Here is a 25,354-nt window from a genome sequence, read left to right as displayed (position 1 = left end):
TCAGTTCTCAGTCAGTTGAGGCTGCCATACACCTTCGCGCTCCAGGATCCGCGTCGCCGCCATCTGTTCGGCCGCACGCTTGGAGCGTTCTATTCCCGTTTCGGGCGCCGTTCCCTTGACTTCCACGGTCACCGTAAAGCGTGGATCATGATCCGGTCCACTGCGATCATCAACCCTGTAGACCGGGGTGACGCCGAATTTCGCATGCGCCCACTCCTGCAACTCCGTCTTGGCATCGCGCCTTGCGCCTTCCGGCCGAATAGCGCGGCGCTCCCAGAAACGCAGGATGAAGGCGCGGGCGACCTCGAGGCCGCCATCCAGATAGAGCGCGGCAATTAGGCTCTCGACGACATCGGCGCGCACGTTGAGCATACGCTTGCCCGTCAGCTTCTTCACGTCGGCGCCGGTGCGGATATAGAGATGCAACTCCATCTCGTCGGCAACCTCGGCGCAGGTCTCGGCACTGACCAACTGGTTGAGGCGAACCGAAAGCTCGCCTTCCGTCGCCGCACCGAAGGTCTTGAACAGCAATTCCGCGATACAAAGGCCGAGAACACGGTCGCCGAGAAATTCCAGCCGCTCGTAGTTGCCCGTCTTGTGCGTCCGCGCGCTGGCATGGGTCAGCGCACGGTCGAGACGCTCCTTTTCGGCGAATTCATGGCCTATAACGACTTCAAGCCTGGCACGATCCGCCTGGGAGAGCGCCTGCGCCTTCGTCATTCGACAACCTTGAAGATACGGTCCCAACGCATATTGGTGGGCCATTTCCAGATTTCACGGAACGAGGTGTCGTGACCCAGAGAGAAGAAGATGACGCTGGCACGGCCGATTAGGTTCTCGGCAGGGACATAGCCGACATCGAAACGGCTGTCGTCGGAATTGTCGCGATTGTCGCCCATCATGAAGTAATGGCCCGGCGGAACGACATATTCCTGGGTGTTGTCGCCACGCGAATTCGGCGAAAGATCCAGCGTGTCGTAGACCTTGCCAGTATCCGGCAGGCGCTCGCTGTAGACGGCGATGTGGTCGCCCGGCTCCTGGCTGTAGTCCGAAGAGAAGGTGCCATGCGGCTCGCGCGGAACGGCCTGACCGTTGATATAGAGAATGTCGCTCTTGACCTGGATGCGGTCGCCCGGCAGGCCGATCACGCGCTTGATGTAGTCGACGTCCGGATTCGGCGGGAAGCGGAAGACCACGACATCGCCACGCTTCGGTTCACTGCCGAAAATGCGGCCGCTGAACAGATCGGGTGAGAACGGCAGCGAGTACTTCGAGTAGCCGTAGGCGAACTTGTTGACGAAGATATAGTCTCCGACAAGAAGCGTCGGCATCATCGAGCCGGACGGAATGGTGAATGGCTGAAAGAGAACCGTGCGGATAATCATGGCCAGGACCAGCGCCTGAACGATGACCTTGATGTTCTCCCACAGGGCGTTCTGCTGTTTTACGGCTTTCTCGGACACGCAGTCTTGTTCCTTTTTCGCACCCCACCGGCGCACTTGTATTCAGGCACTGTCTACTCGCTTCACATCATCGCGGCAATGGCGCGGAGGCCAAAAGCGACATGCAGCCGTGATTCAGGCATCCATCGGCAGCGCTTCGATGATCACAAAGGCCTGAGCAAGAGGAAAATCATCCGTTATCGTCAAATGAATGGCAGCGCGGTGATTTGCCGGCAGCATGGAAACCAGCCTTTCCGCGGCACCGCCGGTCAATTGCATGGTCGGCTTTCCGCCCGGCAGATTGACAACGCCCATGTCGCGCCAGAAGACGCCCTGCGCCAATCCCGTACCCAAAGCCTTGGAGCAGGCCTCCTTGGCGGCAAAGCGCTTGGCATAGGACGCCGCCTTGTTTTTGCGGCCTTCGGACTTCGCACGCTCGATATCGGTAAAGCAGCGCTCTATGAACCGGTCGCCGAAACGCTCCATCGTCTTTTCCACACGGCGGATATCGATGAGATCACTGCCGATGCCGATGATCATGAAAAAGGCCCTCCTGGCGGCCCGTAGAAGGTCAGTCAGGGTCAGACGCTCGATGCGTTCTCGGCAAGCGCCAGCCGCTCGCGTGCGCGCTCCATAAGGCGCTTCTTGCGGCGGACTTTGAAGGTCTTCACACCATAATAGGTCAGCGCATAGACGACCACGCCCGTGACAATGGCAGGCGGAATGCCGCCGATCAGCATGGGCTTCAACACCGGATCCCATATCTGCGTGAGATCGCCCTTGTGCCAAAGCGCGGGCAGATCGATGCTGCCGCCCTGACCGCCGCTGTCGCGTGACAGGATCAGATGGCCGATCTCCCAGGTCAAAGCCCAGATGAAGGGATAGGTAATAGGATTACCGGCTGCCAGACAGCCGAGCGCCGAAGCGATGACATTGCCGCGGATCAAATATGCGATGATGATCGCCATGACGAAATGCACGCCGATGAACGGCGTCCAGGACACGACAATACCCGCGGCAAAGCCGGCTGCAACCGAATGGGGCGATGCGGCAAGACGAACGAGGCGCTTGCCGAAATATTGGAACGAGCGGACAAAACCCTTGCGGGGCCAAAGGTGCTCCCGCAGTTTTTCCTTGAATGTCAGTGGTTTTCGGCGGCGAAACAGCATGCGGCTTATCTAGTGCAATGGGGGCCGTCGTGACAAGAGCGACCGAACGTATCATGCACCGATTAAGAACCGAAAGTACGGCTCTTTTTGGAACGTCACTGCCATTGATGCGGAAAATGGACGTTCTCTTCAGTCAATCCCGCAAGATCGGGATGCTCCAAGGGCGCAACAATGGCGCGCCCCTCCTGGTCTTTGAAGTATTAACGGCTATTAACGCTGACGGAACAGACCGCGATCGACCTGACGCTGACGGTACTCAAGATCAAAGCGGTCATGCGAGCCATTCAGATAAGCCATTTCGCGTTCTTCAACACTCGGAACACGCAAGGCACGGGCGATTTTCTTGATCGGGGTAAACATTGTCTTTTCTCATCTCAGTTTCGTTTCTTCGATGACCAGAAGATAGGCCCGACAAAGGTTAATTACCACCGCTTTGAAATCCACGCAGCCATGCGCAATGCGCATAGCTATCCGGAAAGGCGCTCGAATTTGGTCATAAAATGATCACAAAATATGCAGGCTGCCTCGAGACCTGCCCGTCTCACTCGTAGAGGCGTTTTACGGTCGCGATGCAATCGAGTTCCTTGAGCTGCACCAGAAGCTGGTTCAGCTGCCTCAGATCCCAGACCTCGACGTCCAGCGCCATTTCGGTGAAATCGGCTGCGACCCGAACGGTGTTGAGCACGCGGATATTGACATCGACATCCGCCACGGTCTGCGCCACCTTTGCCAGCGTGCCCGGCTCGTTGAGAGCGTTGATGAGGATGCGCGCCGCAAAGCGGGACTTATTGGCCTCATCGAGATCCCAGCGCACATCGATCCAGCGCTCCGGCTCGTCATCGAACCGCTGCAGGACCGGCGACTGGATCGGATATATGGTGATGCCCTTGCCCTTTTCCATGATGCCGACGATGCGGTCGCCAGGAACGGCGCCGGTCGGCGCGAAATGTACCTCGACATTCGAGGAGATGCCGCGGATCGGCGGAGCATCGATATCACCGCCGTCGGAAACCTCGGCCTTGTTCTTGCCCGGGATCTTGAAGATCATGCCGGAGGCGCTGCGAACGTTGAACCAGCCCTCGTCGCCGGCGGGCTTCACGGTCACGCGTTCGTCCTGATGATCCGGGTAGACTGCTCGCAAGACATCGAGCGAAGACATCTCCCCTCGCCCGACGGCGGCGATCGCATCCTCGACATCCTTCTGGCCGAGACGGTGCAGGGCCGGCTTCAGGGCATCTCGCGAAAAGACCTTGCCGGCGCGCTCGAAAGTGCGCTCCAGAATGCGATGGCCGAGGCCGGCATATTGCTTGCGGATGGCAAGGCGGGTTGCGCGGCGAATGGCGGCGCGCGCCTTGCCGGTGACCACGATCTCTTCCCAGGCGGCCGGCGGCACCTGCACCCCTGAGCGGATGATCTCGACTTCATCGCCGTTGTTCAGCCGCGTGACCAGCGGCATGATGCGGCCGTTGATCTTGGCGCCAACGGTCGTATCGCCGATATTGGTATGGACGGCATAGGCAAAATCGATCGGCGTCGCGCCGCGCGGCAAGGCGATCAGCTTGCCCTTGGGCGTGAAGCAGAAGACCTGATCCTGGAACAGTTCGAGCTTCGTATGCTCGAGAAACTCTTCCGGACTGTCGCCCTCGGCCAGCGCCTCGATCGTATGGCGCAGCCAGGAATAGGCGTTACTTTCCCTCGACAGGAGCTCGCTATCGCCATTGCTGTTGGCGCCGTCCTTGTAGAGCGTATGGGCGGCAATACCGAATTCGGCGATCTCGTGCATGCGCTTTGTACGGATCTGGAGCTCGATGCGCTGGCTCGAAGGGCCGACGATCGTCGTGTGCAGCGAGCGGTAGTCGTTCTGCTTCGGCGTCGAGATATAATCCTTGAAGCGGCCGGGAACGACACGCCAACGGGTGTGGACGATGCCAAGCGCCCGATAGCAGGACGGGATGTCATCGACGAGAAGGCGGAAGCCATAGATATCGGAAAGCTGCTCGAAGGAGAGCGACTTCGACTGCATCTTGCGGAAGACCGAATAGGGCTTCTTCAGCCGGCCCTTGACCATGGCGTTGGCCAGGCCGTTGGCGACAAGCAGATCGCGCAGTTCGGTCTCGATCTTCTTGACGAGGCCTTCGTTGCGGCGCGACAGCTCTTCAAGACGTTTGGTGACGGTGTCATGCGCTTCCGGATTGATATGGCGGAAGGAAAGTTCCTCCAGTTCCTCACGCATGTCCTGCATGCCCATGCGGCCGGCGAGCGGCGCATAGATTTCCATCGTCTCCTCGGAAATGCGGGCGCGCTTTTCCGGCGACATGTGATCGAGCGTGCGCATGTTGTGCAGGCGGTCTGCCAGCTTGACGAGAAGCACGCGCACATCGTCGGAAATGGCGAGCAGCAGCTTGCGCAGGTTTTCGGCCTGCTTCGCCTTCTTGGTGACGAGGTCGAGCTTCTTGATCTTCGTCAAGCCCTCGACGAGACGGCCGATATCCTCGCCGAACATCTCGTCGATTTCGGCGCGCGTTGCCGTCGTATCCTCGATCGTGTCGTGGAGAAGAGCGACGGCGATAGTCGATTCATCCAGACGCATATCCGTCAGGATGGCAGCAACTTCGAGAGGATGGGAAATATAGGGGTCGCCGCTGGCACGTTTCTGCTGGCCATGCTTCTGCATCGCATAAACATAGGCTTTGTTGAGGAGAGCTTCGTTGGCATCGGGCTTGTATTTCTGCACGCGCTCGACAAGCTCGTATTGCCGCATCATTCCAAAGCTACTCCAGCAAAAACAAAAGCGCGCCAGTCATCCGACCGGCGCACGCATCTTGCCATCATATCGCTCCTGCCCGGAGCATCAAGATCAACGATCAGTAGTCGTCGCTTTTTTCCGGCGGAACAAGGCCTTCGATACCGGCCAGAAGCTCTTCTTCCGACATCTGATCGAACGTGACGGTCTCCGGCAGATCTTCTTCCTCTTCGCTGGTGGCGGAAGCGCCAGCCGCCAGGAGGCTTGCCGGATCGGGCTCGGGTTCGTCCACTTCGACATGCTTCTGCAGCGAATGGATCAGGTCTTCCTTGAGATCGTCCGGCGACAGCGTCTCGTCGGCGATTTCGCGCAGCGCAACAACCGGGTTCTTGTCGTTGTCGCGGTCGATGGTGATCGAGGAGCCCTGCGAGATCAGGCGGGCACGGTGGCTGGCGAGCAGCACGAGCTCGAACCGGTTCTCTACTTTATCAATGCAATCTTCTACTGTGACACGGGCCATTGCCTGTCCTTTGCGGTCGTGATGTCGTCATCATGTCTCGGAGTAGCACGCCGATACAAGCAAACGATGGCAAATTCAAGTTTTTCCTGTTTCAGCGGCTTTGCAGCCTCCGGGAAAGTGCTAAAATTACCCTAGACAAACAGCGATTTCCACCGCAAGTTGCTTGGAATATCGCATTGCGTGCCCTAAATCTCGGTTATATGAATAGTTCATAAAGTAATACGAATTATTCTGCAACGCTTTACAAGGCATTGTTTTAGCTAGCCTTTAAATGAAATGATTACGTTTTTATAACAGTGGATACGTAAGCGATGTTTGACCCACGCGAAAAAATTGCACTCTTTATAGACGGCGCCAATCTCTACGCTGCGTCCAAGAGCCTCGGCTTCGATATCGATTACCGCAAGCTCCTGAAAGCATTTCAAAAGCGCGGCTATCTGCTGCGGGCCTATTATTACACCGCTCTCATCGAAGATCAGGAATATTCCTCGATCCGTCCGTTGATCGACTGGCTGGACTACAACGGCTACAAAGTCATCACGAAGCCGGCCAAGGAATTCACGGATTCCATGGGACGCCGCAAGATCAAGGGCAATATGGACATCGAGCTGGCAATCGATGCCATGGAGCAATCCGAGACCGTCGATCATTTGGTGATATTTTCCGGCGACGGCGACTTCACGACTCTCGTGGAGGCGCTCCAGCGCCGCGGACGCAAGGTTTCGGTCATCTCGACCATGGCGACCCAGCCGCCGATGATCGCCGACGATCTGCGCCGTCAGGCCGACCATTTCATCGACCTTGTCTCGCTGAAGGCCGAAATCGGCCGCGAAGCCTCGGAGCGGCCGGCACGCGCTCCCGAGGGGGGTCACGGCGCTGCGGACGCCGAGGAATAATCTGGGACCGCGTTAGACAGGTTTGCTGCGCGCGGCGGGAAGCGTTTCGTGTTTGCTGCGGCAACCGGCCCTTCGCTAAGGCATCCTGAGCCTGCCGAAGGGGCGTTCGTCGCTGCAATCGAATACGCCCAGCTGCGTTGCCAGGGATAATTGCGCGCGACAGAGCGTTCGGGTTTGCCGCGGCAGCCGGCCCTTCGCTAAGGCATCCTGAGCCTGCCGAAGGGGCGTTCGTCGCTGCAATCGAATACGCCCAGCTGCGTTGCCAGGGATAATTGCGCGCGACAGAGCGTTCGGGTTTGCCGCGGCAGCCGGCCCTTCGCTAAGGCATCCTGAGCCTGCCGAAGGGGCGTTCGTCGCTGCAATCGAATACGCCCAGCTGCGTTGCCAGGGATAATTGCGCGCGACAGAGCGTTTCGGGTTTGCCGCGGCAGCCGGCCCTTCGCTAAGGCTCAGGGCGTTCGGCGCTGCAATCGATTCACTGGATCGATTGCTCGGGCTTTGCCCGACCGCTCCTCACCCATTGTCCTTCAGCAGGCGGCTCTTCTGCCGGTTCCAATCGCGCTCCTTCTCGGACTCGCGCTTGTCATGCAGCTTCTTGCCCTTGGCGAGGGCCAATTCCAGCTTGGCGCGGCCGCTGTCGTTGAAATAGATCTTCAGCGGTACCAGGGTCATGCCTTCGCGATTGATCGCCGAACGAAGCCGGCCGATTTCGCGGCTGGAAAGCAACAACTTACGCCGGCGGCGCGGCTCGTGATTGAAGCGGTTCGCCTGCAGATATTCCGGCAAATAGGAGTTGATCAACCAGATCTCGCCGTCTTCGTCCGAAGCGTAGGACTCGGCAATATTCGCCTTGCCTTCGCGCAGCGACTTGACCTCCGTGCCCTTCAGCACAAGGCCCGCTTCATAGGTATCGATGATCTCGTAGTTGAAGCGCGCCTTGCGGTTTTCGGCCACGATCTTCTTCACCACGCGCTGGCTGCCTTTGGGTGCCATGATTCTTCTTCTTTTCTTGCGTCATTCCGGCAGCGGCCAGAGGCACGCCAAGTTCCTGCCCTCTAAATAAGCGAGACCGCCCTCCTTGTGAAGAGAGCGGCCCGGCAGAGTTTGGGCAATTGGCTCGAGCGCCGTCAGTTCAGGAGGCCAGCGTGGCGCAGGGCTGCATCGATCGCGGCCTCCGTGCCCGGCTCCAGGGTCGACAGCAGCGGCGAGCGTACATTGCGGCTCATGCGGCCAAGCCGGGAGAGACCGTATTTGGCGCCGCAAAGGCCTGGCTCGAGGAAGATCGCCTTGTGTAGCGGCATCAAACGATCCTGATATTCGAGAGCCTTGGCATAGTCACCTGAAAGGGTGGCCGCCTGGAATTCGGCACAAAGACGCGGTGCGACGTTGGCCGTGACCGAGATGCAGCCGACGCCACCATGGGCGTTAAAGCCGAGCGCCGTGGCATCCTCGCCCGAAAGCTGGCGGAAATCGCGGCCGCAGCTGATGCGCTGCTCGGAGACGCGTTCGATCTTGCCGGTCGCATCCTTGACACCGACGATATTGGAATAGGCCTTGGCGAGCGCTCCCATCGTTTCCGGCGTCATGTCTACAACCGAACGGCCGGGAATGTTGTAGATGTAGATCGGCAGCTTCACCGCTTCCGCGACTGCAGCGAAATGCGCGTAAAGCCCCTTCTGCGTCGGCTTGTTATAATAAGGGGTTACGACCAGAACCGCATCGGCGCCGACCTTTTCGGCATGCTGCGCCAGCTCGATTGCCTCACGGGTATTGTTCGAGCCCGCTCCCGCCATGACGGGGACACGCTTGGCGGCGATCTCAATGCAGAGCTCGACGACCCGCTTGTGCTCCTCATGCGACAGGGTCGGCGATTCACCCGTCGTACCCACCGGCACCAATCCCTTGCTGCCCTCTTTTATCTGCCAGTCGACATGCGAGGCGAAGGAAGCCTCATCCACCTTGCCGGCGTCAGTAAAGGGCGTAACGAGAGCGGGAATGGATCCCTGGAACATGCAAGTCTCCTAGCGGTGCGGCATTCATGCTTCAGCCGCAATCCATGGTTATGAATCCGCGCACCATAAAGCGCCGGCTTGACCGCGACAAGCACGCTTTGGATGGTAAAGGGCAGTTTCCGATATCATAATTGATTGAAATTCGGACCATCGGTAAGGTTTCGTTAATATTGCATTTGGCAAATGGAAGGGGCCTGTCTGTTTTGTGAGTAGCCGGATGAAAAGACCTGTCATGATCTGGACCGTTGTGGGCTTGGCGGTCGCCTGGGGCTCCGTTGCCTCCCAGCTTCCCGGCCAGCAGACATCAACGCGCTCGAGCGCCGACATTGCCATGGCGACGGACCCAATGAGCACGGCCGGAATTGCGCGCAGCGGCGCCATCGCGCCGGTGAACGGCGACCTCAAGGCAGGCCTCGACGCCCTTTCCAACAAAAACCCGATGCAGGCGCTCGCCATCCGCAATGGCATGGGCGAAGGCACGCTTGACCGCCATATCCTGACCTGGGCGATCGCCACTTCGGGCCAGCCGGGCATCCCCTCCGGCGAGATTGCCGCCGCCGCCCGGGAGCTTGTCGGCTGGCCGGGGCTCGGCAGCCTGCGCGCCAATTCCGAGCGGGCGCTTTATTTGGAAAATCCGGCAACGGATCAGGTCCTTGCCGCTTTCGGCAACTCGCAGCCGGAGACCGTGGAGGGCAGTATTATCCTTTCGCGGGCGCTCATGGCGCGCGGCGCATCGGCACAGGCCGGAAAGCTGATCCGCAATATCTGGCGCAGCGAGCCGCTGGACAAGTCTCTCGAGGACAAAATCCTCGCGGAATTTCCCAGCCTGCTTTCGCCTGCCGATCACAAGGCGCGCATGGACTATCTGCTTTACCGCGACCGGACTGCACAGGCCAAACGCTTCGGCGATCTCGGCAGGGCGCAATCGCTTTATAAGGCGTGGGCAGCCGTCAATGACCGCTCTCCGAAGGCCGAGGCGCTGATTGCAGGCGTCGATACGCAATGGCGCAAGGACCCCGCCTATCTCTTCATGCGGATCGAAAACCTGCGCCGCCAGAACAAATATGACGATGCCGCCAATCTTCTGGCGCAGATGCCGAAAGACCGCAGCGTGCTTGTCAGCCCCGGCGCATGGTGGGCCGAGCAGCGCATCGTCAGCCGCGGCCTTGTGGATCAGGGTGAATTGAAGGCCGCCTATCGCATCGTCGACGCCAGCGTCGCGGAAAGCCCGCAGGATGTCGGCGAGGCCGAATTCCACGCCGGCTGGTACGCTCTGCGCGGCCTGCAGGACGGCGCCAATGCGGCGATCCATTTCCGCAAAATCCTGCAGGTGTCGAACGGACCGATCTCGCAATCGCGGGGCTGGTATTGGCTCGGCCGGGCGGCAGAGGCAGGCGGACCGGGCAAAGCTGCCGATTTCTATGCGAAGGCCGCTTCCTATCCGAGCACCTTCTACGGCCAGCTAGCCGCCGAGAAGCTTGGCCGCCGCACTCTCAACGTCACCTATCCCTCACCCTCCGCTTCGGATCGCCAGCGCTTCCAGGGACGCGAGGCAGTGCAGGCGATTTCGCGGCTTGAAGCTGCAGGACACGGATGGCGTGCCGATGCGCTCTATCGCGCTCTGGCGAAACAGCTGGATAGCCCCGGCGAGGTCGCCCTGCTTGCGGCCCGTGCCGAACGCTCCGGCAATCACCAGCTTTCGCTGCAGATCGGCAAGATCGCCTATGGACGGGGCATCGACGTCGCGGCACTCGCCTTCCCGATCGGCGTCATTCCAGACAATGCCAATATTTCGGGCTCAGGCAAGGCGCTTGCCTATGCCATCGCCCGGCAGGAAAGCGCCTTCAATCCGGCTGCGGTCTCCTCTGCCAATGCCCGCGGCCTGCTGCAACTGCTGCCGAAGACGGCAAAGGCCGTTGCCGGCCGGCACGGCATGACCTATTCCGCTGACAAGCTGACGCAGGATGCCGGCTACAACGCCACGCTCGGCGCCCACTATCTCGGCGAGCAGATCGACACCTTCGGCGGGTCCTACATTCTGACGTTCATCGCTTACAATGCAGGGCCGAACAAGGTGCCGGAATGGATCAGCCGCTATGGCGATCCACGCGGCAAGTCGCTTGACGACGTGATCGACTGGATCGAGCGCATCCCCTTCCCCGAGACTCGGAATTACGTGCAGCGTGTGATGGAAAACTATCAGGTCTACAAGGTCCGGCTGGGGCAGAAGACCGATATCGTACACGATCTGATCAACGGCCGCGGCTAAGACCCATCACTATCGCGAAGGCGCCGCCCAGGCTTTGCGCGATATGCTTCAGCCGACAACCGCAGTTGTGTAGGCTGCGGAAATGACGTTACATCCCTCGCGACAGCCACGGCACGGGGGACGGCGCATGCGCAGCGACGACAAAAACGGTTTTCTTGCCAGAACGATCGCAGCGGAAGATGGCCTGAAGCTCCATGTGCGGGACTATGCCGGCGACGAGACGATCACGAAGGCCAGAACACCCGTCTTCTGCCTGCCCGGCCTGACGCGCAACTCGCGGGACTTTCATCAACTGGCGCTGCTTCTGTCGCAGGACTCGGTAGCCCCGCGCAGGGTGATCACGCTCGATGCGCGCGGACGCGGGGTATCCGAATGGGATAAGGACAAATCCCGCTACAATCTCATCGTGGAAGGGCAGGATGTACTCACGGTTTGCGCTGCGCTCGGGATTCATCAGGCCATCTTCATCGGCACGTCGCGCGGCGGATTGGTTCTGCACATGCTCGCAGCCAGCCGGCCGGATATTCTCAAGGCGGTGATCCTCAACGATATCGGTCCAGTTCTTGAGAAGATCGGATTGGCGGATATCCGCGATTATCTCAACCGGGACAAGAAACCCGCCAATTGGGACGAGGCTATCGAGATACTTCGGGAGAATCATGGCAGCGCCTTTGGCGCGCTCGACGAGGAGGATTGGCAGGACATGGCGCGGGCAATCTATGCCTCTCGCGACGACAAGCCGATTGCCGATTACGATCCCGCCATTGCTGCGCAGATGCAGGCACTCGACCTGGAAGCGCCGATTCCAGACCTGTGGCCACAATTCCAAGCCTTTCACGATATTCCGCTGATGGTGATTCGCGGCGAGAATTCGAAGCTTCTGACACAGATCACAACGGACGAGATGGCAAGGCGCCATTCAGACATCGTCGTTAAAATCGCCGGTGGACAAGGACACGCTCCCATTCTGCATCTCGGTGACATTCCCGAGGCGATCGGCGCTTTCATCTCAGGCTTTGAGGACGAAGCCTGAAACCGCGCGATCCTTGTAGCAAACAAGAAGGCCCGGGGGGAAACCGGGCCTTCCCTCTTCCGATCGGAGGTCTGATCGGAAGATCTGTCAAATTCGATTCCGCGAACCCAATTAGAAGCTGCGCTGGAAGCGCAGGATACCAGCCCACTGATCCTGATTTACAGAATCGAAGTTGGTGTAGGTAACTTCCGGCTCGATGAGCAGGTTCTTGACCGGGTTCCACTTCACGTTGGTCGTGGCTTCGAAGATTTTCGAGTCGGTGTAGGCGAGCTGGAGGTTCCACTTCAGCTTGTCGTTGATCGGAACGCCAACGCCGCCCCATACGGCCCAGTCACCCCAACCGCAAAGATCGCCGCGGCCCGCCGGGCACGCAGATGCGTTCAGGTTGGAACCGGCATACTGGTTAAGCTTGGAACCGTCAGTGTTATAGCCGCCCATCAAGAAGGCCGTGAATGCGCCGAAGTCGGCATCGATACGAGCCTTGATGGCACCTTCTTCGACGATCGAATCGTAACCGCCGACCACCTTGAAGCCAAAGCCGCCTGCCTTGTAGCCGACACCGGCAACAACGTTCGGAGCATAGTGGTTTGCCTTCGCCTGAACCCAGGCGCCGCCGTAGGAAGACGAATCCGAAGCGGAGTTGCTGTCTTCAACCGAGACTACAGCCGTGAAGCCATTTCCGGCGTCATAGTTGTAGGTGATCTGGTTCAGTTCATACGGACCGTCGTAGATCACGTCGTCGTTGATGACGTCGCCGGCATAGCCGGCGTACAGGTTGTACTGCGAGTCCTGTTTACCAACGAGGAAACCACCGAGGCTGATATTGGCCCAAAGCAGCTTGGTGGCCGTGGCGTTGCCATCGTTCCAGTCAAAACGATACACCGTGTTGGTCTTCAGCGGACCGTATTCGGTATCCGTTGCAGTGTCGACGCTCAGCTGGGCGCGGGTGTGCCAGAGAGTACCGTTGTGGCTATTCGGATTGTAGGCATCGTACCACTTGCCTTCGGTACGGACCATGCCGCCGATCTTAAGGCAGGTTTCGGTGCCCGGGATGAAGAAGTAGCCTGCACCATAGGCGTCGCAAATGCGAACGTATTCGAGCGGCTCCGGCTCAGCGGCGACGATAGCGTCAGCAGCATGAGCGCCGGATACTGCTGCCAGCGCAGCAGCGGAGCCAAGAAGAAGGCTCTTGATGTTCATAGTAACTCCAGTTCCAATATCGATTAGGTATGACAATACACGCCGAGAAAATCGACGCGCCCTACCCCACCTACTTTAAAAGTTGACCCCTGATCTGGGAGAACCAAGACCCTAAGTCTTGCTTCCGATTTGGAACCTACAGATCGTTTTTTTCAGAGCAATATCAGGAGGTAAACTATGAACAATTGTGACGGCGGTTTCAAACGAGTGCGTTGCACAAAAATCACGTCGCAAAACTGTCATATTGCCGACACATCCTGAGCGAATTCTACTTAAAATTACAAGAAGTTACTTTCACTCGGTAAGCAATATCGCGGGGAGTGTGCCTTATAAGCCGATTGCTCTTCTTTTGATATCAGAGCTGTGTGTAAAGCAAAAAGCCCGGCCTTTTCGGCCGGGCTTTCCTCACCGAAGTGAGAAATCTCATATGACCGAGGTCAAATCAGATTAGAACGAACGCTGGAAGCGGAGGATACCAGCCCACTGATCTTCCTTGATGGAGTCCCAGTTGGTGTAGGAGACTTCCGGCTCGATGAGCAGGTTCTTGACCGGGTTCCACTTGACGTTCGTGGTCGCGGCAAAAATCTTGGAGTCGGTGTAGGCGAGCTGCAGGTTCCACTTCAGCTTGTCGTTGACGGGAACGCCAACGCCACCCCAAACGGCCCAGTCACCCCAGCCGATACCGGCAGCATCGCCACCACCGTTTGAACCGGCGTACTTGTTGAGCTTGTCGCCATCGGTGTTCCAGCCGCCCATCAAGAAGGCCGAGAATGCGCCGAAGTCGGCATCGACACGAGCCTTGATGGCGCCTTCTTCAACGATCGAGTCGTAGCCGCCAACGACCTTGAAGCTCCATGCACCAGACTTGAAGCCAGCACCGGCAACAACGTCAGGAGCGTAGTGGTTGTGGCTGTCTTCGCCGTTGGCGCCCGTAGCGCCCGCGCCGGAGTTGCTGTCTTCGACCGAGATCACAGCCGTGAAGCCGTTGCCGGCGTCGTAGTTGTAGGTGATCTGGTTCAGTTCGTACGGGCCGTCATAGACCACGTCGTCGTTGATGACGTCGCCGGCATAACCGGTGAAGACGTTGAACTGCGAGTCTTCCTTACCGACGAGGAAACCACCGAGGCTGATGCTGGCGTGCAGCAGGTTGGTCGCCGTGGCATTGCCTTCCTGCCAGTCCCAACGAATTTCGGTGTTGGTCTTCAGCGGACCGTATTCGGTGTCCGTTGCCGTCTGCAGCTGCAGCTCAGCACGAGTGTGCCAGAGAGTGCCAAAATGAGTGTTAGGATTATAAGCGCTGAACCACTCGCCTTCGGTACGAACCTTACCACCGATCTTGAGGCAGGTTTCCGTGCCCGGGATGAAGAAGTAACCGGCACCGTAAGCGTCGCAGATGCGAACGTATTCCAGCGGCTCGGGCTCAGCAGCAACAATAGCGTCAGCTGCGTGAGCACCGGAAACTGCTGCAAGCGCAGCAGCGGAGCCGAGAAGAAGGCTCTTGATGTTCATATTGACCTCCAGTCAAAGTTTTATATCGAAGATGAGAACTACCCGAAGGTATTCCCTGTCCCATCCTCGCGTTTCAAGAAGTGGACGATCAATCGCCCTCGCTTCCGAGAGTGAAAATACAAGACGTGTTCTGTCACGCAATCGACATCTTCTCCGAAAGGGGGATTTGCGTAAGCCTTCCGCAATTCCTGTTGCTGAAAGGACACAAGTCGGCAACAGGATGGCCGCAATTATTTAGACTTCGTTAAGAAACCTCTTAATCTACGGGGACTTACGCAACCTGTTAAAATGACTTCCGTTAGCTGGAAAATGGCGGGCAGATGGCCATTCCATGGCTGACCGGCGGATTTTTGTGCGGTTTTGCAAGCTCTTTGCAACGCTTGCCTGCTTCGTGGCCGGACGAGCAGCCACGTGTGAGTTCGACCCGCGTCCCAAAACGATGCAGGGACACGGGTGATTCCGGCATGAGCGATTCGGACAGTCCCGAATGGCGCGAGACAGGGACCGGCCGTAAAGCGGCGGCCGCGGCCCTGGACCAATCATTTCCCTCGATAGAGGATCATTCCGGCGTGATGGAGCACGCCATCGATAAAGTCACCGTCGGCGGTGAACCCGGTATCGTCCCAGTAGTCGATATGATCATTCGTCACCAGGTACCGCCCCTGATAGGCCCGTTCCCGGTTGCCCCGCGCCTCGATATAGCGGCCGTTCGGCAGGAGCTCATGACGAATATGCTCATCGGCGGTCACCCACATGCCGACGTAAGTCTGAGTCGCTTTCTTCATTTCAATTCGATCCTCGGAAAGTGCCGGCGAAGCGAACAGGATACCCGCCGGAATGAGAGTAAGGGCGGATCAATGCGCCGCCCCTGTCGGACGCACGACGATCTCATTGACGTCGACATCATCGGGCTGCTCGACCGCGAAGCGCACCGCCCGACCGATGGTGTCGGGGGTCAACGCAACGGCTCGATAGGACTTCATCGCTTCGGCCGCGACTGGGTCCGTGATCGTATCGGCCAGCTCGCTCTCGACGACGCCCGGATGGATACAGGTGACCCGGACGTCGCGGCACTCCTGGCGCAGCCCATCGGAGATCGCCCGAACGGCGTACTTGGTTGCGCAATAGACGGCAGCCGTCGGAGAGACGGCCAGCGCCCCGATCGAAGCGATATTGATGATGTGGCCGGAGCCACGCGCCGTCATTTCGGGTAGGACAGCCGCGATGCCGTGAAGCACACCCTTGATGTTGACATCGACCATTCTGTCCCATTCCCCGACCTTCATCGATGTCATCAGGGAAAGCGGCATGATGCCGGCATTGTTGACGATCACATCGACGCATCCCCAGGCCAGGCGTGCCGCCTCAGCAAAGGCGGCGACGTCGGCCCTATCGGTGACGTCGAGCCGGCGGGTCATTGCCGCGCCGCCATTCTCCTGAATCTCGGCCGCCAGGGCCTCCAGTCTGTCGATGCGCCGTGCACCAAGCATGACCCTTGCGCCGGCGGAGGCGAGTTCGCGGGCGATGCCCGCGCCGATACCGCTGGAGGCACCCGTGATGAGAATCACTTTATCGATAGGCATTCGATCACTCCTTCCTATGTAGACGGTTCTTTTCCGGAACCGGCTCTCAGGAGGATACAGAGCACCATTGTCGTGATAAGACGTCCATTCAGTGACAGCTTGGAAAGCAGTAATTACCAATGTGGCCGGATCTCAATGCTCTCTCCGTCTTCATTCTCGTGGCTCAGGAGCGCAATTTTCGCGCCGCCGCCGATAGGCTCGGCGTCACCCGCTCTGCGGTCAGCCAGACGATCCGGCGATTGGAGGAGAGCATGGGCATCGCGCTGCTACAGCGCACAACTCGCAGTGTCAGCCTGACGGAGGCCGGCCAACGGCTTTATGCGGAGGTGGAGCCTGCAGTATCGGACATACGCACCGCGATAGAAAAGACGGAGACATTGCGCACGCGACCTCGCGGTCAGCTACGGCTTGCCGTTTCCTCGATCGCGGAGCGGTTTCTCGCTGGCGACTTTCTCGCGGGCTTCGCGGACGCTAATCCCGAGATCCAGCTCGACATCACCGTGACCGACGAGGAATTCGACATCGTATCGGAAGGCTACGACGCCGGCGTCCGACTTGGCGAAGTCATCGAGCAGGACATGATTGCCCTACCCGTCGCCGGCAACGAGCGGCAATTGGCCGTGTGTTCCCCTGTCTATCGCGACCGATTCGGCATTCCCAGGCATCCGAAAGAACTTCCAATGCATCGATGCATAGGCTGGCGCCCTTCGCCAAAGGCTGTCCCCTATCGCTGGGAGTTTGCGGAAGAAGGCAAGGAATTCCGGGTGGAGGTCGCACCGCACGTGACGACCAATGACATGGGCGTGATGATCAAGCTGGCGGTCGCCGGAGCGGGGATCACATTCGGAATGGAAGAGAGCTTTCGCGCCTTCATCGACAGAAAGGAGCTGGTGCCGATCCTGGAGGAATATTGCCCCTATTTCCCTGGCTTCTACCTGTATTACCCCAATCGACGAAACATGGCGCCGAAGCTTAGGGCGCTGATAGCATATCTGAAGCGCTACGAGGGCTTCGCAGGCTGAAATTCCCGGTAGAATTGGTCTTCAGGAGTGGGCAGTTCCAGCTTCGTCCGTCGCCTGCAGATGTGGGCAATTGAGCTAAAATGGCGGAGAAGAAGGGATTCGAACCCTCGATACCATTTCTGGTATACTCCCTTAGCAGGGGAGCGCCTTCGACCACTCGGCCACCTCTCCGGTGCGGCCCTGATAGGGCCATTCATTTATCGACGCAAGCGCTTTTTCGCGCTTGTGTACGTTCTTTCCATGATTCAGCAACAGGCGATTGTCGGCGGAAGCATGCTTCGGCCGACCTGAATTTACATCAAGCCAGCAGCTGCTTCAAATCCGCGGCCGGGTCGGCAAGAACCTCCCTCGACGGATTGACGCCGGTTTCCAGCAGCTTCTTGCCGGTTACATAGGCCTTTGCGTCGTTTATCGCGTCGACGGCAATAAAACGGCCCTGCTTGAAATACCAGACAGAGGCCGCCCCCTCGCGAGTACCGGGACGCAGAAGCGTCTCGTCGTAACCCAGATTGAAGCCGGCGATCTGCAGCTTGACGTCATATTGATCCGACCAGAACCATGGCTTCGGATCATAGGCCTTTTCGCTGCCGGCCATGATTCCCGCCGCGGCTTCCGCCTGATCGACGGCGTTCTGCACGGATTCGAGCCGGATTCGGCAGCCCTCCCACGGCAATTCCACGCAATCACCCATGGCGAAGATGGAGGGATCGGAGGTGCGGGCAAACGAATCGACGACGATGCCGTTGCCGACCTCGAGGCCCGCTTCCTTGGCCAGCCTGTCATTGGGGGCGACGCCGATGCCGACGACGACGAAATCGACATCGACGGTGGACCCATCGGACAATTCGGCGGCGATGACATGATCGTTGCGCCCGATGAGCTGCTTCAGGCCGGTCTTCTCGCGAATGACCACATCGTGCTTTTGATGGATGGCCCTGAAAATATCGGCCGTTTCCTTGGCCGCTACGCGCTGCAAGATCCGGTCGCCCATCTCGATCAGGGTCACTTCGAGTCCACGATGGCGCGCCACGGCGGCGGCCTCAAGCCCGATATAGCCGCCGCCGATGATGAGCACCCGGCGTCCGGGGCGCATTTCGCCGGCAAGAAGATCGGCGTCTCGCTTGTCGCGAGCGAGATAGACGCCTTCGAGCGCGCCGCCGACGGAGGGCGGCAGGCGGCGCGGCGTCGAGCCCGTCGCAAGCGCCAGCGTCTCGTAATCCAGCCTGGAGCCGTCCTGCATGACGATCTGCTTGGCGGCCCGATCGATCTGCTCGACCCAGGTGGACACGCGGATCTCGACATTATTGTCGGCATACCAATGTTCAGGCCGGAACAGCAGGCGATCGAAGGTCATTTCGCCGAGCAGATACTTCTTGGTCAAAGGCGGCCGCTGGTAGGGAAGGTTTTCCTCGGCACCGACGATGGTGATCGGCCGCGAATCACCCAGCCCGCGCAATTTGGCTGCGAGCGCAAAACCCGCCTGCCCGGCCCCGACAATGACCAATCTGCCCGTCACGATCCGTACTCCATGTTTTTATGGCGCTCCTTCCGCGTTGCGCGGAAGGCTGCCTATGGACTTCAGGGGTAACGCCTGCATCCGCAAGCGTCAATCACGGCTGACCCTGCGCCCCGGATCGGGAGAAAATTAGGCCGAGCGCTCAGCTCGATATTTCGACCCAGCGGCGTTCGTGGAACGATTGCGCCATGGCGTGCACCGATTTCTCGATGCGCAGGCCGTCTTTGAAAGCCACGACTGACGCAGCATCGCCCGATATGGCGCGGATCAACTCACGGCATTCGATGATCTTCAGATCGTTGAAGCCTAGCCCATGACCAGGCGCTGGAATGAAACGGTCATAGGGCTTGTGCGCGGGTGCGGCCAGCACCTTGCGGAAGCCCTGTTCGCTGTCCCTGCCCTCGGCCTGGTAAAGCTCGAATTCGTTCATGCGCTCCTGGTCATAGGAAATCGACCCCTTGGAGCCGAAGATCTGCAGGGCGATCCGGCCCTTGCGGCCCCAGGCGGAGCGGTTGGCCATGAGAACGGCGGAAATGCCGCCGTCGAGGCGCATCAGCACATTGGCGAGATCATGGTTTTCGACAGCGCGGCCGCCGCCATCCTTCAGCGGCCGCTTGGCATAGGGCTTCACCATATCGGCGATGACGGCCTCGACATGGCCGAAGAGGAACCAAAGCAGCGAAAGCGGATGCACGGCGAAGTCATCGAGGGCGCCATAGCCGGAAGCAAGTTCGCTCTTCCAATAGAAGAAGCCGTTCGGATCGGCCATGAAGTCTTCGTCCATCTCGACGCGGACGTGATTGACCGCACCGATCGCGCCTTCTGCGATCAGCGACTTGATGTGCCGCATCACGGGGTTCTGGATATAATTGTAGCCGAGGATGGCAACTTTGCCGGAAGACTTGGCCGCAGCCAGCATGCGCTCCGCATCGCCATAGGACGGCGCCATCGGCTTCTCGCACCAGACGTGCTTGCCGGCTTCGAGGGCGGCGATCGCCATTTCCGGGTGGAATTGATTGGGAGTCGTGACGGAGACGACGTCGACTTCCGGATCTGCGATGAGCTCGCGCCAATCGGCCGTTGCCTTTTCGAAGCCGAACTCGTCGCCGCGCGCCTTCGCCAGCTCGGCATTGGCTTCGGCGAGATGCACCAGCCGCGGCCGCTCGACATCACCGAATACGGTCTTGACCGCATTCCAAGCCAGCGCGTGGCATTTGCCCATATAACCGGTACCGATCAATCCAACGCCCAACGGCTTCATTTGCCCTTCCTCCTCACATCTTCTCCCGACGTGAGCGATTTTTGGAATATTTAGACCGTTTTGACAAGCGTACTCATGACCTTGATATTCATACGATGCGACGCAAATCGATATTTATATGTTTAAATTCATAAAGTTAAAATTATTCGTGCCGAACGATTCAAAATCCGGTATCGTTGCAAATATGGAATATTTGTTTCATTGCGGGCATTGGGGAAGCTGAAGGACGGCGAATGGACAACAATATCGAGACGCAAACCAGGGTGCCGCGCGACTTCGAAAGCCTGCGCAGCATCATCATCGAGCGCAAGAACGCCATGCCAAAGCGCCTCGCACAGGTTGCCGCCTTCGCGCTCGGCAATCCCGATGAAATCGCCTTCGGCACAACGGCCAGCATTGCGGCGTCCGCCGAAGTCCAACCTTCGACGCTGGTGCGCCTTGCCCATCATCTCGGCTACGAGGGCTTTTCCGATCTGCAGAGTATCTTCCGGGAAAGATTGCGCGATCGAACCCTGAGCTATGAAGAGCGTCTGGTGACACTCGAACGATCGGGCATTCAAGACGAGGAGGCCGGCATCCTTTCCGGCTTCCTGTCCGCTGCAAGCCAGTCCATCAACAGGCTCGCCGCGACCATCGAAACCGATACCTTCGTCAAGGCTGTCGATGTCCTGGCCGAGGCCGAAACGATCTATCTCATCGCCAAGCGCCGCTCCTATCCGCTGACGGCGCATATGAGCTACGCCTTCTCCAAGCTGAATATACGCCACCAGATCGTCGCCTCGCCCAACGGCATCGACGGCGAGATCGCCCGCTTCGCCACCGAGCGCGACGCAGCGATCGCCGCAAGCTTTTCGCCCTATGCCGCCGACAGTTTGGCGCAGGCGCAGGATCTTGCGGCCCACAACGTCCCCGTCATCGCCATTACCGATTCGGCCTTTTCACCCCTTACCGCATGCGCCACCCATTGGTTCGAGGTGGCTGAGGCCGACTTTGCAGGATTTCGGTCGCTATCGGCCTCCATGGCCCTCATCATGGCCTTTCCGGTCGCCGTCGCGGAGCGGCGGAGAAAGAACACGATAAAAGCGGATAAAACGAAAATGGAATAAACATTCCGAATTGACAAAATCTCGGAACCGATGTTTCACTACGCTCACAATCACGGCACGGGAGATGGCCGATTGGTCCATCGCAACCGGGACGAAATGAACACCGGCATTTTCAATAATGTATGATCTCGGCGCAGGCTGTAGAGCAAAGAGATCATGCCCCGACGGGAGGACATCATGGCACACGACAATCCTGGCGCCCAGCCGGAGACAAAACTCGATGTGATCACCATCGGCCGGTCCTCCGTCGATCTCTACGGTCAGCAGATCGGCTCGAAGCTCGAGGACATTGCTTCCTTCGCCAAATCGGTCGGCGGCTGCCCGGCCAATATCGCCATTGGCACCGCGCGGCTCGGCCTGAAGTCCGGCCTGATCACCCGTGTCGGCGACGAGCAGATGGGCCGCTTCATCCGCGAACAGGCGGCGCGCGAGGGCGTGGCCGTCGATGGGATCGCGACGGACAAGGAGCGGCTGACGGCGTTGGTGCTGCTCGCGGTCGAGGCCGAAGGCGTCTCGCCGATGATCTTCTACCGTTCCGATTGCGCCGACATGGCGCTGAATGAAGACGATATCGACGAGAATTTCATCAAATCCTCGGGCGCCGTTCTGGTCTCCGGCACGCATTTCTCCAAGCCCAACACCGAAGCGGCGCAGCGCAAGGCGATCCGCATAGCCAAGGCGAATGACCGCAAGGTGATCTTCGACATCGATTACCGGCCGAACCTCTGGGGTCTTGCCGGCCATGCCGAAGGTTTCGAGCGCTATGTAAAATCGGAGCGCGTGTCCTCGAAGATGAAGGAGACGCTGCCGGATTGCGACCTGATCGTCGGCACCGAAGAAGAGATCATGATTGCCTCGGGCGCCGATGACGTGCTCGGCGCCTTGAAAGAGATCCGCCGTCTGTCGTCTGCCGTCATCGTGCTGAAGCGCGGCGCCATGGGCTGCATCGTCTATGAAGGTCCGATCTCGGACGATCTCGAGGCCGGCATCGTCGGCCAAGGTTTCCCCATCGAGGTGTTCAACGTTCTCGGCGCCGGCGATGCCTTCATGTCCGGCTTCCTGCGCGGCTATCTGCGCGGCGAGCCACTGAAGACCTGCGCAACCTGGGCGAATGCCTGCGGGGCCTTCGCCGTTTCCCGCCTGCTCTGCTCGCCGGAATATCCGACCTGGACGGAGCTCGATTTCTTCCTGAAGACGGGCAGCGAGCATAGGGCGCTGCGCAAGGACGAGGCGATCAATCACATTCATTGGGCAACGACCCGTCGCGGCGATGAAATCCCGCTGCTGATGGCGCTTGCGGTCGACCATCGTTCGCAGCTCGTCAGCGTCGCCGACGAGCTGGGCATCGGTCATGACAGGATCGTTGCTTTCAAGCGGCTCGCGGTCGAGGCTGCAGCGCGGGTGGCCGACGGCCGCCCCGGCTATGGCATGCTGATCGATGAGCGCTTCGGCCGTGATGCCTTCTTCGATGCCGCGACCAAGAATTTTACCTGGATCGGCCGCCCCGTCGAACTACCGGGATCGAAGCCGCTGAAATTCGAGTTCAGCCAGGATATCGGCTCGCAGCTCGTCGAATGGCCGCTCAATCATTGCATCAAATGCCTTTGCTTCTACCATCCGGACGATCCGAAAGAATTGAAGGCGGAGCAGCAGGAGAAGCTGCGCACGCTGTTCGAAGCCGCACGCAAGGTCGGCCGCGAGCTTCTGGTCGAAATCATCGCCGGCAAGAACGGTCCTTTGACCGACGACACGATCCCGACTGCCATGGAAGAGCTCTACGCGCTCGGCATCAAGCCGGACTGGTGGAAGCTGGAGCCGCAGGAATCGACCTCGGCCTGGAAAAAAATCGATGCCGTGATCGCCAAAAATGATCCATGGTGCCGCGGTATCGTACTGCTCGGCCTGGAGGCGCCGGCGGAGGAATTGATCCGCAGCTTCGAAGCGACGCTGGCAGCGCCTTCGGTGAAGGGTTTCGCCGTCGGGCGGACCATCTTCTCCGATGCGGCCCGCGCATGGCTGTCGGGCGGCATGAACGACGAGGAAGCGATTGCCGACATGGCCGGCCGCTTCCGGCAACTGACGGATGCGTGGCTCAAAACTCGCAGCCGGTAAAATTCTGAGGCAATTCCAGCAAAGCGCATAGCGGTTTTGCGGTTTAGAATTGCTTGAACAATGAGATATGGCATTTGGGAGGCGCCCGATGGGCAAGACGATCCGATTGACGATGGCACAGGCTGTCGCGCATTTCCTCAAGAAGCAGATGACAATCATTGACGGGCGGAAGCAGCCCATCTTCGGCGGCGTCTGGGCGATCTTCGGTCACGGCAACGTCGCCGGCATCGGCGAGGCGCTCTATCAGGTGCGCGAGGAGCTGCCGACCTTCCGTGCCCATAACGAGCAGGGCATGGCCCACGCCGCCATCGCCTATGCTAAGGCGAGCTTCCGCCAGCGTTTCATGGCCTGCACGACCTCCATCGGTCCCGGCGCGCTCAACATGGTCACGGCCGCCGGCGTTGCGCATGTCAACCGTATTCCGGTTCTCTTCCTGCCGGGCGACGTTTTCGCCAACCGCGCCCCCGATCCGGTACTGCAACAGATCGAGGATTTCGGCGACGGCACCGTTTCCGCCAACGACGCCTTCCGCCCGGTCTCGCGCTATTTCGACCGTATCACCCGCCCGGAACAGATCATATCGGCGCTGAAGCGCGCCATGCAGGTGCTGACCGATCCACTCGATTGCGGCCCGGTGACGCTGTCGCTCTGCCAGGATGTGCAGGCCGAAGCCTTCGATTATCCCGAAAGCTTTTTTGAGGAGCGCGTCTGGACGCAGCGCCGGCCGCAGCCGGATGCAGACGAACTCGCCAGCGCCATCTCGCTGATCCGCCGCTCGGAAAAACCCGTCATCCTCGCCGGTGGCGGCGTGCTTTATTCGCAGGCGACAAAGGAACTCGCTGCTTTCGCCGAAGCCCATGATATTCCCGTCGTCGTCACGCAGGCCGGCAAATCGGCCATTGACGAGACGCATCCCCTTGCGCTCGGCTCGGTCGGCGTGACGGGCACATCTGCGGCCAATGCCATTGCCGAAGACGCGGATCTGGTGATCGCCGTCGGCACCCGCTGCCAGGACTTCACCACCGGCTCCTGGGCGCTGTTCAAGAACGAGAAGCTGGCCATGATCGGCCTCAACATCGCGGCGTATGACGCTCTCAAGCACAATAGTCACCCTCTGGTGACGGATGCGCGCGAAGGGCTGAAGGCGCTTTCCGCCGGCCTCACGGGCTGGCGCGCACCCGCATCGCTAGCCGAGAAGGCGACGCAGGAAAAGAAGGTCTGGATGGAAGCCGCCGCCAAGGCAATGGCAACCACGAACGTCGCCCTGCCCTCCGACGCCCAGGTCATCGGTGCCGTCACGCGTACGCTCGGCGGCAAGGACAGCATTCTCGTTTGCGCAGCGGGCGGCCTGCCCGGCGAACTGCACAAGCTCTGGCCGGCGACCGCACCCGGCAGCTACCACATGGAATATGGCTTCTCCTGTATGGGCTATGAGATTGCCGGCGGCCTTGGCGTCAAGATGGCGCGGCCGGAGAAGGATGTCGTCGTCATGGTCGGCGACGGCTCCTATATGATGCTGAATTCCGAACTGGCGACATCAGTCATGCTCGGCCTGAAGATCACGGTGGTCCTGCTCGACAACCGCGGCTATGGCTGCATCAACCGCCTGCAGATGGCGACCGGTGGCGCGAACTTCAACAACCTCTTGAAGGATGCCCGCTACGAGGTCATGCCGGAAATCGACTTCCGGGCGCATGCAGCCAGCATGGGCGCGATTGCAGTCAAGGTCTCGTCTATCACCGAGTTGGAACAGGCCATCGAAGCATCGAAGAAGAACGACCGCAGCTCGGTCATCGTCATCGACACCGACCCGCTGATCACGACGAATGAAGGCGGCCACTGGTGGGATGTCGCCGTTCCCGAGGTCAGCCCTCGCGCCGAGGTCAACAAGGCCCGCGTCGCCTACGAACAAGCCCGCGCCTCCCAGCGCATCGGCTGATCCCTTTCCGTCATTTCTGGAG

Annotated in this window: 22 protein-coding genes and 1 tRNA gene; 7 read left to right on the top strand and 16 right to left on the bottom strand. The window is 59.4% G+C overall.

Annotated features, from left to right (window positions below; translation table 11 throughout):
• From rnc to rpoZ, 7 genes are all read right to left on the bottom strand, one after another.
• On the bottom strand, nt 1-720 hold the full coding sequence (rnc, locus tag C7U61_RS06785) for a ribonuclease III (RefSeq protein ID WP_106997390.1): 720 nt from the start codon (nt 718-720) through the stop codon (nt 1-3).
• Nucleotides 717-1,463, bottom strand: a complete 747-nt coding sequence (gene lepB / locus C7U61_RS06780) for a signal peptidase I (protein ID WP_106997389.1) — start codon at nt 1,461-1,463, stop codon at nt 717-719. Before lepB ends, rnc begins: the two co-directional genes overlap by 4 nt.
• A gap of 114 nt (nt 1,464-1,577) precedes the next feature.
• Nucleotides 1,578-1,982 (bottom strand): holo-ACP synthase, encoded by a 405-nt coding sequence (gene acpS, locus C7U61_RS06775; protein WP_106997388.1) that lies wholly within the window; start codon nt 1,980-1,982, stop codon nt 1,578-1,580.
• Nucleotides 1,983-2,023: 41 nt separating this feature from the next.
• Complete coding sequence (locus C7U61_RS06770; RefSeq protein ID WP_106997387.1) at nt 2,024-2,611, bottom strand: DUF2062 domain-containing protein; 588 nt, start codon at nt 2,609-2,611, stop codon at nt 2,024-2,026.
• Nucleotides 2,612-2,821: 210 nt separating this feature from the next.
• A complete protein-coding gene (locus tag C7U61_RS06765; protein WP_106997386.1) occupies nt 2,822-2,971 on the bottom strand; it encodes a DUF3563 family protein in 150 nt (49 codons plus the stop codon).
• A gap of 181 nt (nt 2,972-3,152) precedes the next feature.
• The gene (locus C7U61_RS06760) at nt 3,153-5,375 is read right to left on the bottom strand and encodes a bifunctional (p)ppGpp synthetase/guanosine-3',5'-bis(diphosphate) 3'-pyrophosphohydrolase (RefSeq protein WP_106997385.1); all 2,223 of its coding nucleotides are present in this window, start codon (nt 5,373-5,375) and stop codon (nt 3,153-3,155) included.
• Between the two features lie 100 nt (nt 5,376-5,475).
• Complete coding sequence (rpoZ, locus tag C7U61_RS06755) at nt 5,476-5,874, bottom strand: DNA-directed RNA polymerase subunit omega (protein WP_075852112.1); 399 nt, start codon at nt 5,872-5,874, stop codon at nt 5,476-5,478.
• A gap of 311 nt (nt 5,875-6,185) precedes the next feature.
• Here rpoZ and C7U61_RS06750 point away from each other — a divergent pair, with 311 nt between their 5' ends.
• Nucleotides 6,186-6,770 carry an NYN domain-containing protein gene (locus C7U61_RS06750; protein ID WP_106997384.1) on the top strand — a complete coding sequence of 195 codons (585 nt, stop codon included), beginning with the start codon at nt 6,186-6,188 and terminating at the stop codon, nt 6,768-6,770.
• A gap of 513 nt (nt 6,771-7,283) precedes the next feature.
• Here the strand turns inward: C7U61_RS06750 and smpB are convergent.
• Nucleotides 7,284-7,763 (bottom strand): SsrA-binding protein SmpB, encoded by a 480-nt coding sequence (smpB, locus tag C7U61_RS06745; RefSeq protein ID WP_069616140.1) that lies wholly within the window; start codon nt 7,761-7,763, stop codon nt 7,284-7,286.
• A 134-nt stretch (nt 7,764-7,897) separates the two neighbouring features.
• Nucleotides 7,898-8,782: a 4-hydroxy-tetrahydrodipicolinate synthase gene (dapA, locus tag C7U61_RS06740; protein WP_106997383.1), complete on the bottom strand. Its 885-nt coding sequence runs from the start codon at nt 8,780-8,782 to the stop codon at nt 7,898-7,900.
• Nucleotides 8,783-8,999: 217 nt separating this feature from the next.
• Here dapA and C7U61_RS06735 point away from each other — a divergent pair, with 217 nt between their 5' ends.
• Both C7U61_RS06735 and C7U61_RS06730 read left to right on the top strand, forming a co-directional pair.
• Nucleotides 9,000-11,051: a lytic transglycosylase domain-containing protein gene (locus tag C7U61_RS06735; RefSeq protein ID WP_106997382.1), complete on the top strand. Its 2,052-nt coding sequence runs from the start codon at nt 9,000-9,002 to the stop codon at nt 11,049-11,051.
• A 127-nt stretch (nt 11,052-11,178) separates the two neighbouring features.
• Nucleotides 11,179-12,084, top strand: coding sequence for an alpha/beta hydrolase (locus C7U61_RS06730; protein ID WP_106997381.1), 906 nt, complete (start codon nt 11,179-11,181; stop codon nt 12,082-12,084).
• 111 nt (nt 12,085-12,195) lie between these two features.
• Here the strand turns inward: C7U61_RS06730 and C7U61_RS06725 are convergent, their stop codons facing one another.
• The 4 genes from C7U61_RS06725 to C7U61_RS06710 form a co-directional block, all read right to left on the bottom strand.
• Nucleotides 12,196-13,284, bottom strand: coding sequence for a porin (locus C7U61_RS06725; protein WP_106997380.1), 1,089 nt, complete (start codon nt 13,282-13,284; stop codon nt 12,196-12,198).
• 447 nt (nt 13,285-13,731) lie between these two features.
• The gene (locus C7U61_RS06720; RefSeq protein WP_106997379.1) at nt 13,732-14,793 is read right to left on the bottom strand and encodes a porin; all 1,062 of its coding nucleotides are present in this window, start codon (nt 14,791-14,793) and stop codon (nt 13,732-13,734) included.
• 539 nt (nt 14,794-15,332) lie between these two features.
• Nucleotides 15,333-15,617 carry an Atu4866 domain-containing protein gene (locus tag C7U61_RS06715; protein ID WP_245410771.1) on the bottom strand — a complete coding sequence of 95 codons (285 nt, stop codon included), beginning with the start codon at nt 15,615-15,617 and terminating at the stop codon, nt 15,333-15,335.
• 30 nt (nt 15,618-15,647) lie between these two features.
• On the bottom strand, nt 15,648-16,376 hold the full coding sequence (locus tag C7U61_RS06710; protein WP_106997377.1) for an SDR family oxidoreductase: 729 nt from the start codon (nt 16,374-16,376) through the stop codon (nt 15,648-15,650).
• Between the two features lie 119 nt (nt 16,377-16,495).
• Here C7U61_RS06710 and C7U61_RS06705 point away from each other — a divergent pair, with 119 nt between their 5' ends.
• Nucleotides 16,496-17,398: a LysR family transcriptional regulator gene (locus C7U61_RS06705; protein ID WP_106997376.1), complete on the top strand. Its 903-nt coding sequence runs from the start codon at nt 16,496-16,498 to the stop codon at nt 17,396-17,398.
• Between the two features lie 81 nt (nt 17,399-17,479).
• Here the strand turns inward: C7U61_RS06705 and C7U61_RS06700 are convergent.
• The 3 genes from C7U61_RS06700 to C7U61_RS06690 form a co-directional block, all read right to left on the bottom strand.
• A tRNA-Ser gene (locus tag C7U61_RS06700) sits at nt 17,480-17,569 on the bottom strand.
• Between the two features lie 127 nt (nt 17,570-17,696).
• The gene (locus C7U61_RS06695) at nt 17,697-18,914 is read right to left on the bottom strand and encodes an FAD-dependent oxidoreductase (RefSeq protein WP_106997375.1); all 1,218 of its coding nucleotides are present in this window, start codon (nt 18,912-18,914) and stop codon (nt 17,697-17,699) included.
• Nucleotides 18,915-19,056: 142 nt separating this feature from the next.
• Nucleotides 19,057-20,175 carry a Gfo/Idh/MocA family oxidoreductase gene (locus tag C7U61_RS06690; protein WP_106997374.1) on the bottom strand — a complete coding sequence of 373 codons (1,119 nt, stop codon included), beginning with the start codon at nt 20,173-20,175 and terminating at the stop codon, nt 19,057-19,059.
• Between the two features lie 233 nt (nt 20,176-20,408).
• On the opposite strand from C7U61_RS06690, the gene C7U61_RS06685 reads away from it, so the two are divergent.
• The 3 genes from C7U61_RS06685 (at nt 20,409) to iolD (ending at nt 25,332) form a co-directional block, all read left to right on the top strand.
• Entirely contained in the window at nt 20,409-21,281 is an 873-nt protein-coding gene (locus C7U61_RS06685) for a MurR/RpiR family transcriptional regulator (protein ID WP_106997373.1), read from the top strand.
• Nucleotides 21,282-21,458: 177 nt separating this feature from the next.
• Nucleotides 21,459-23,393 (top strand): 5-dehydro-2-deoxygluconokinase, encoded by a 1,935-nt coding sequence (gene iolC / locus C7U61_RS06680; RefSeq protein ID WP_106997372.1) that lies wholly within the window; start codon nt 21,459-21,461, stop codon nt 23,391-23,393.
• Nucleotides 23,394-23,481: 88 nt separating this feature from the next.
• Complete coding sequence (iolD, locus tag C7U61_RS06675; RefSeq protein ID WP_106997371.1) at nt 23,482-25,332, top strand: 3D-(3,5/4)-trihydroxycyclohexane-1,2-dione acylhydrolase (decyclizing); 1,851 nt, start codon at nt 23,482-23,484, stop codon at nt 25,330-25,332.
• Nucleotides 25,333-25,354 lie beyond the last annotated feature (22 nt).

The organism is Rhizobium sp. JAB6 (assembly GCF_003024605.1).
GTDB lineage: Bacteria > Pseudomonadota > Alphaproteobacteria > Rhizobiales > Rhizobiaceae > Rhizobium.
The sequence above is the reverse complement of the archived record's forward strand: the minus strand, read 5'-3'. Positions and strand labels throughout refer to the sequence as shown.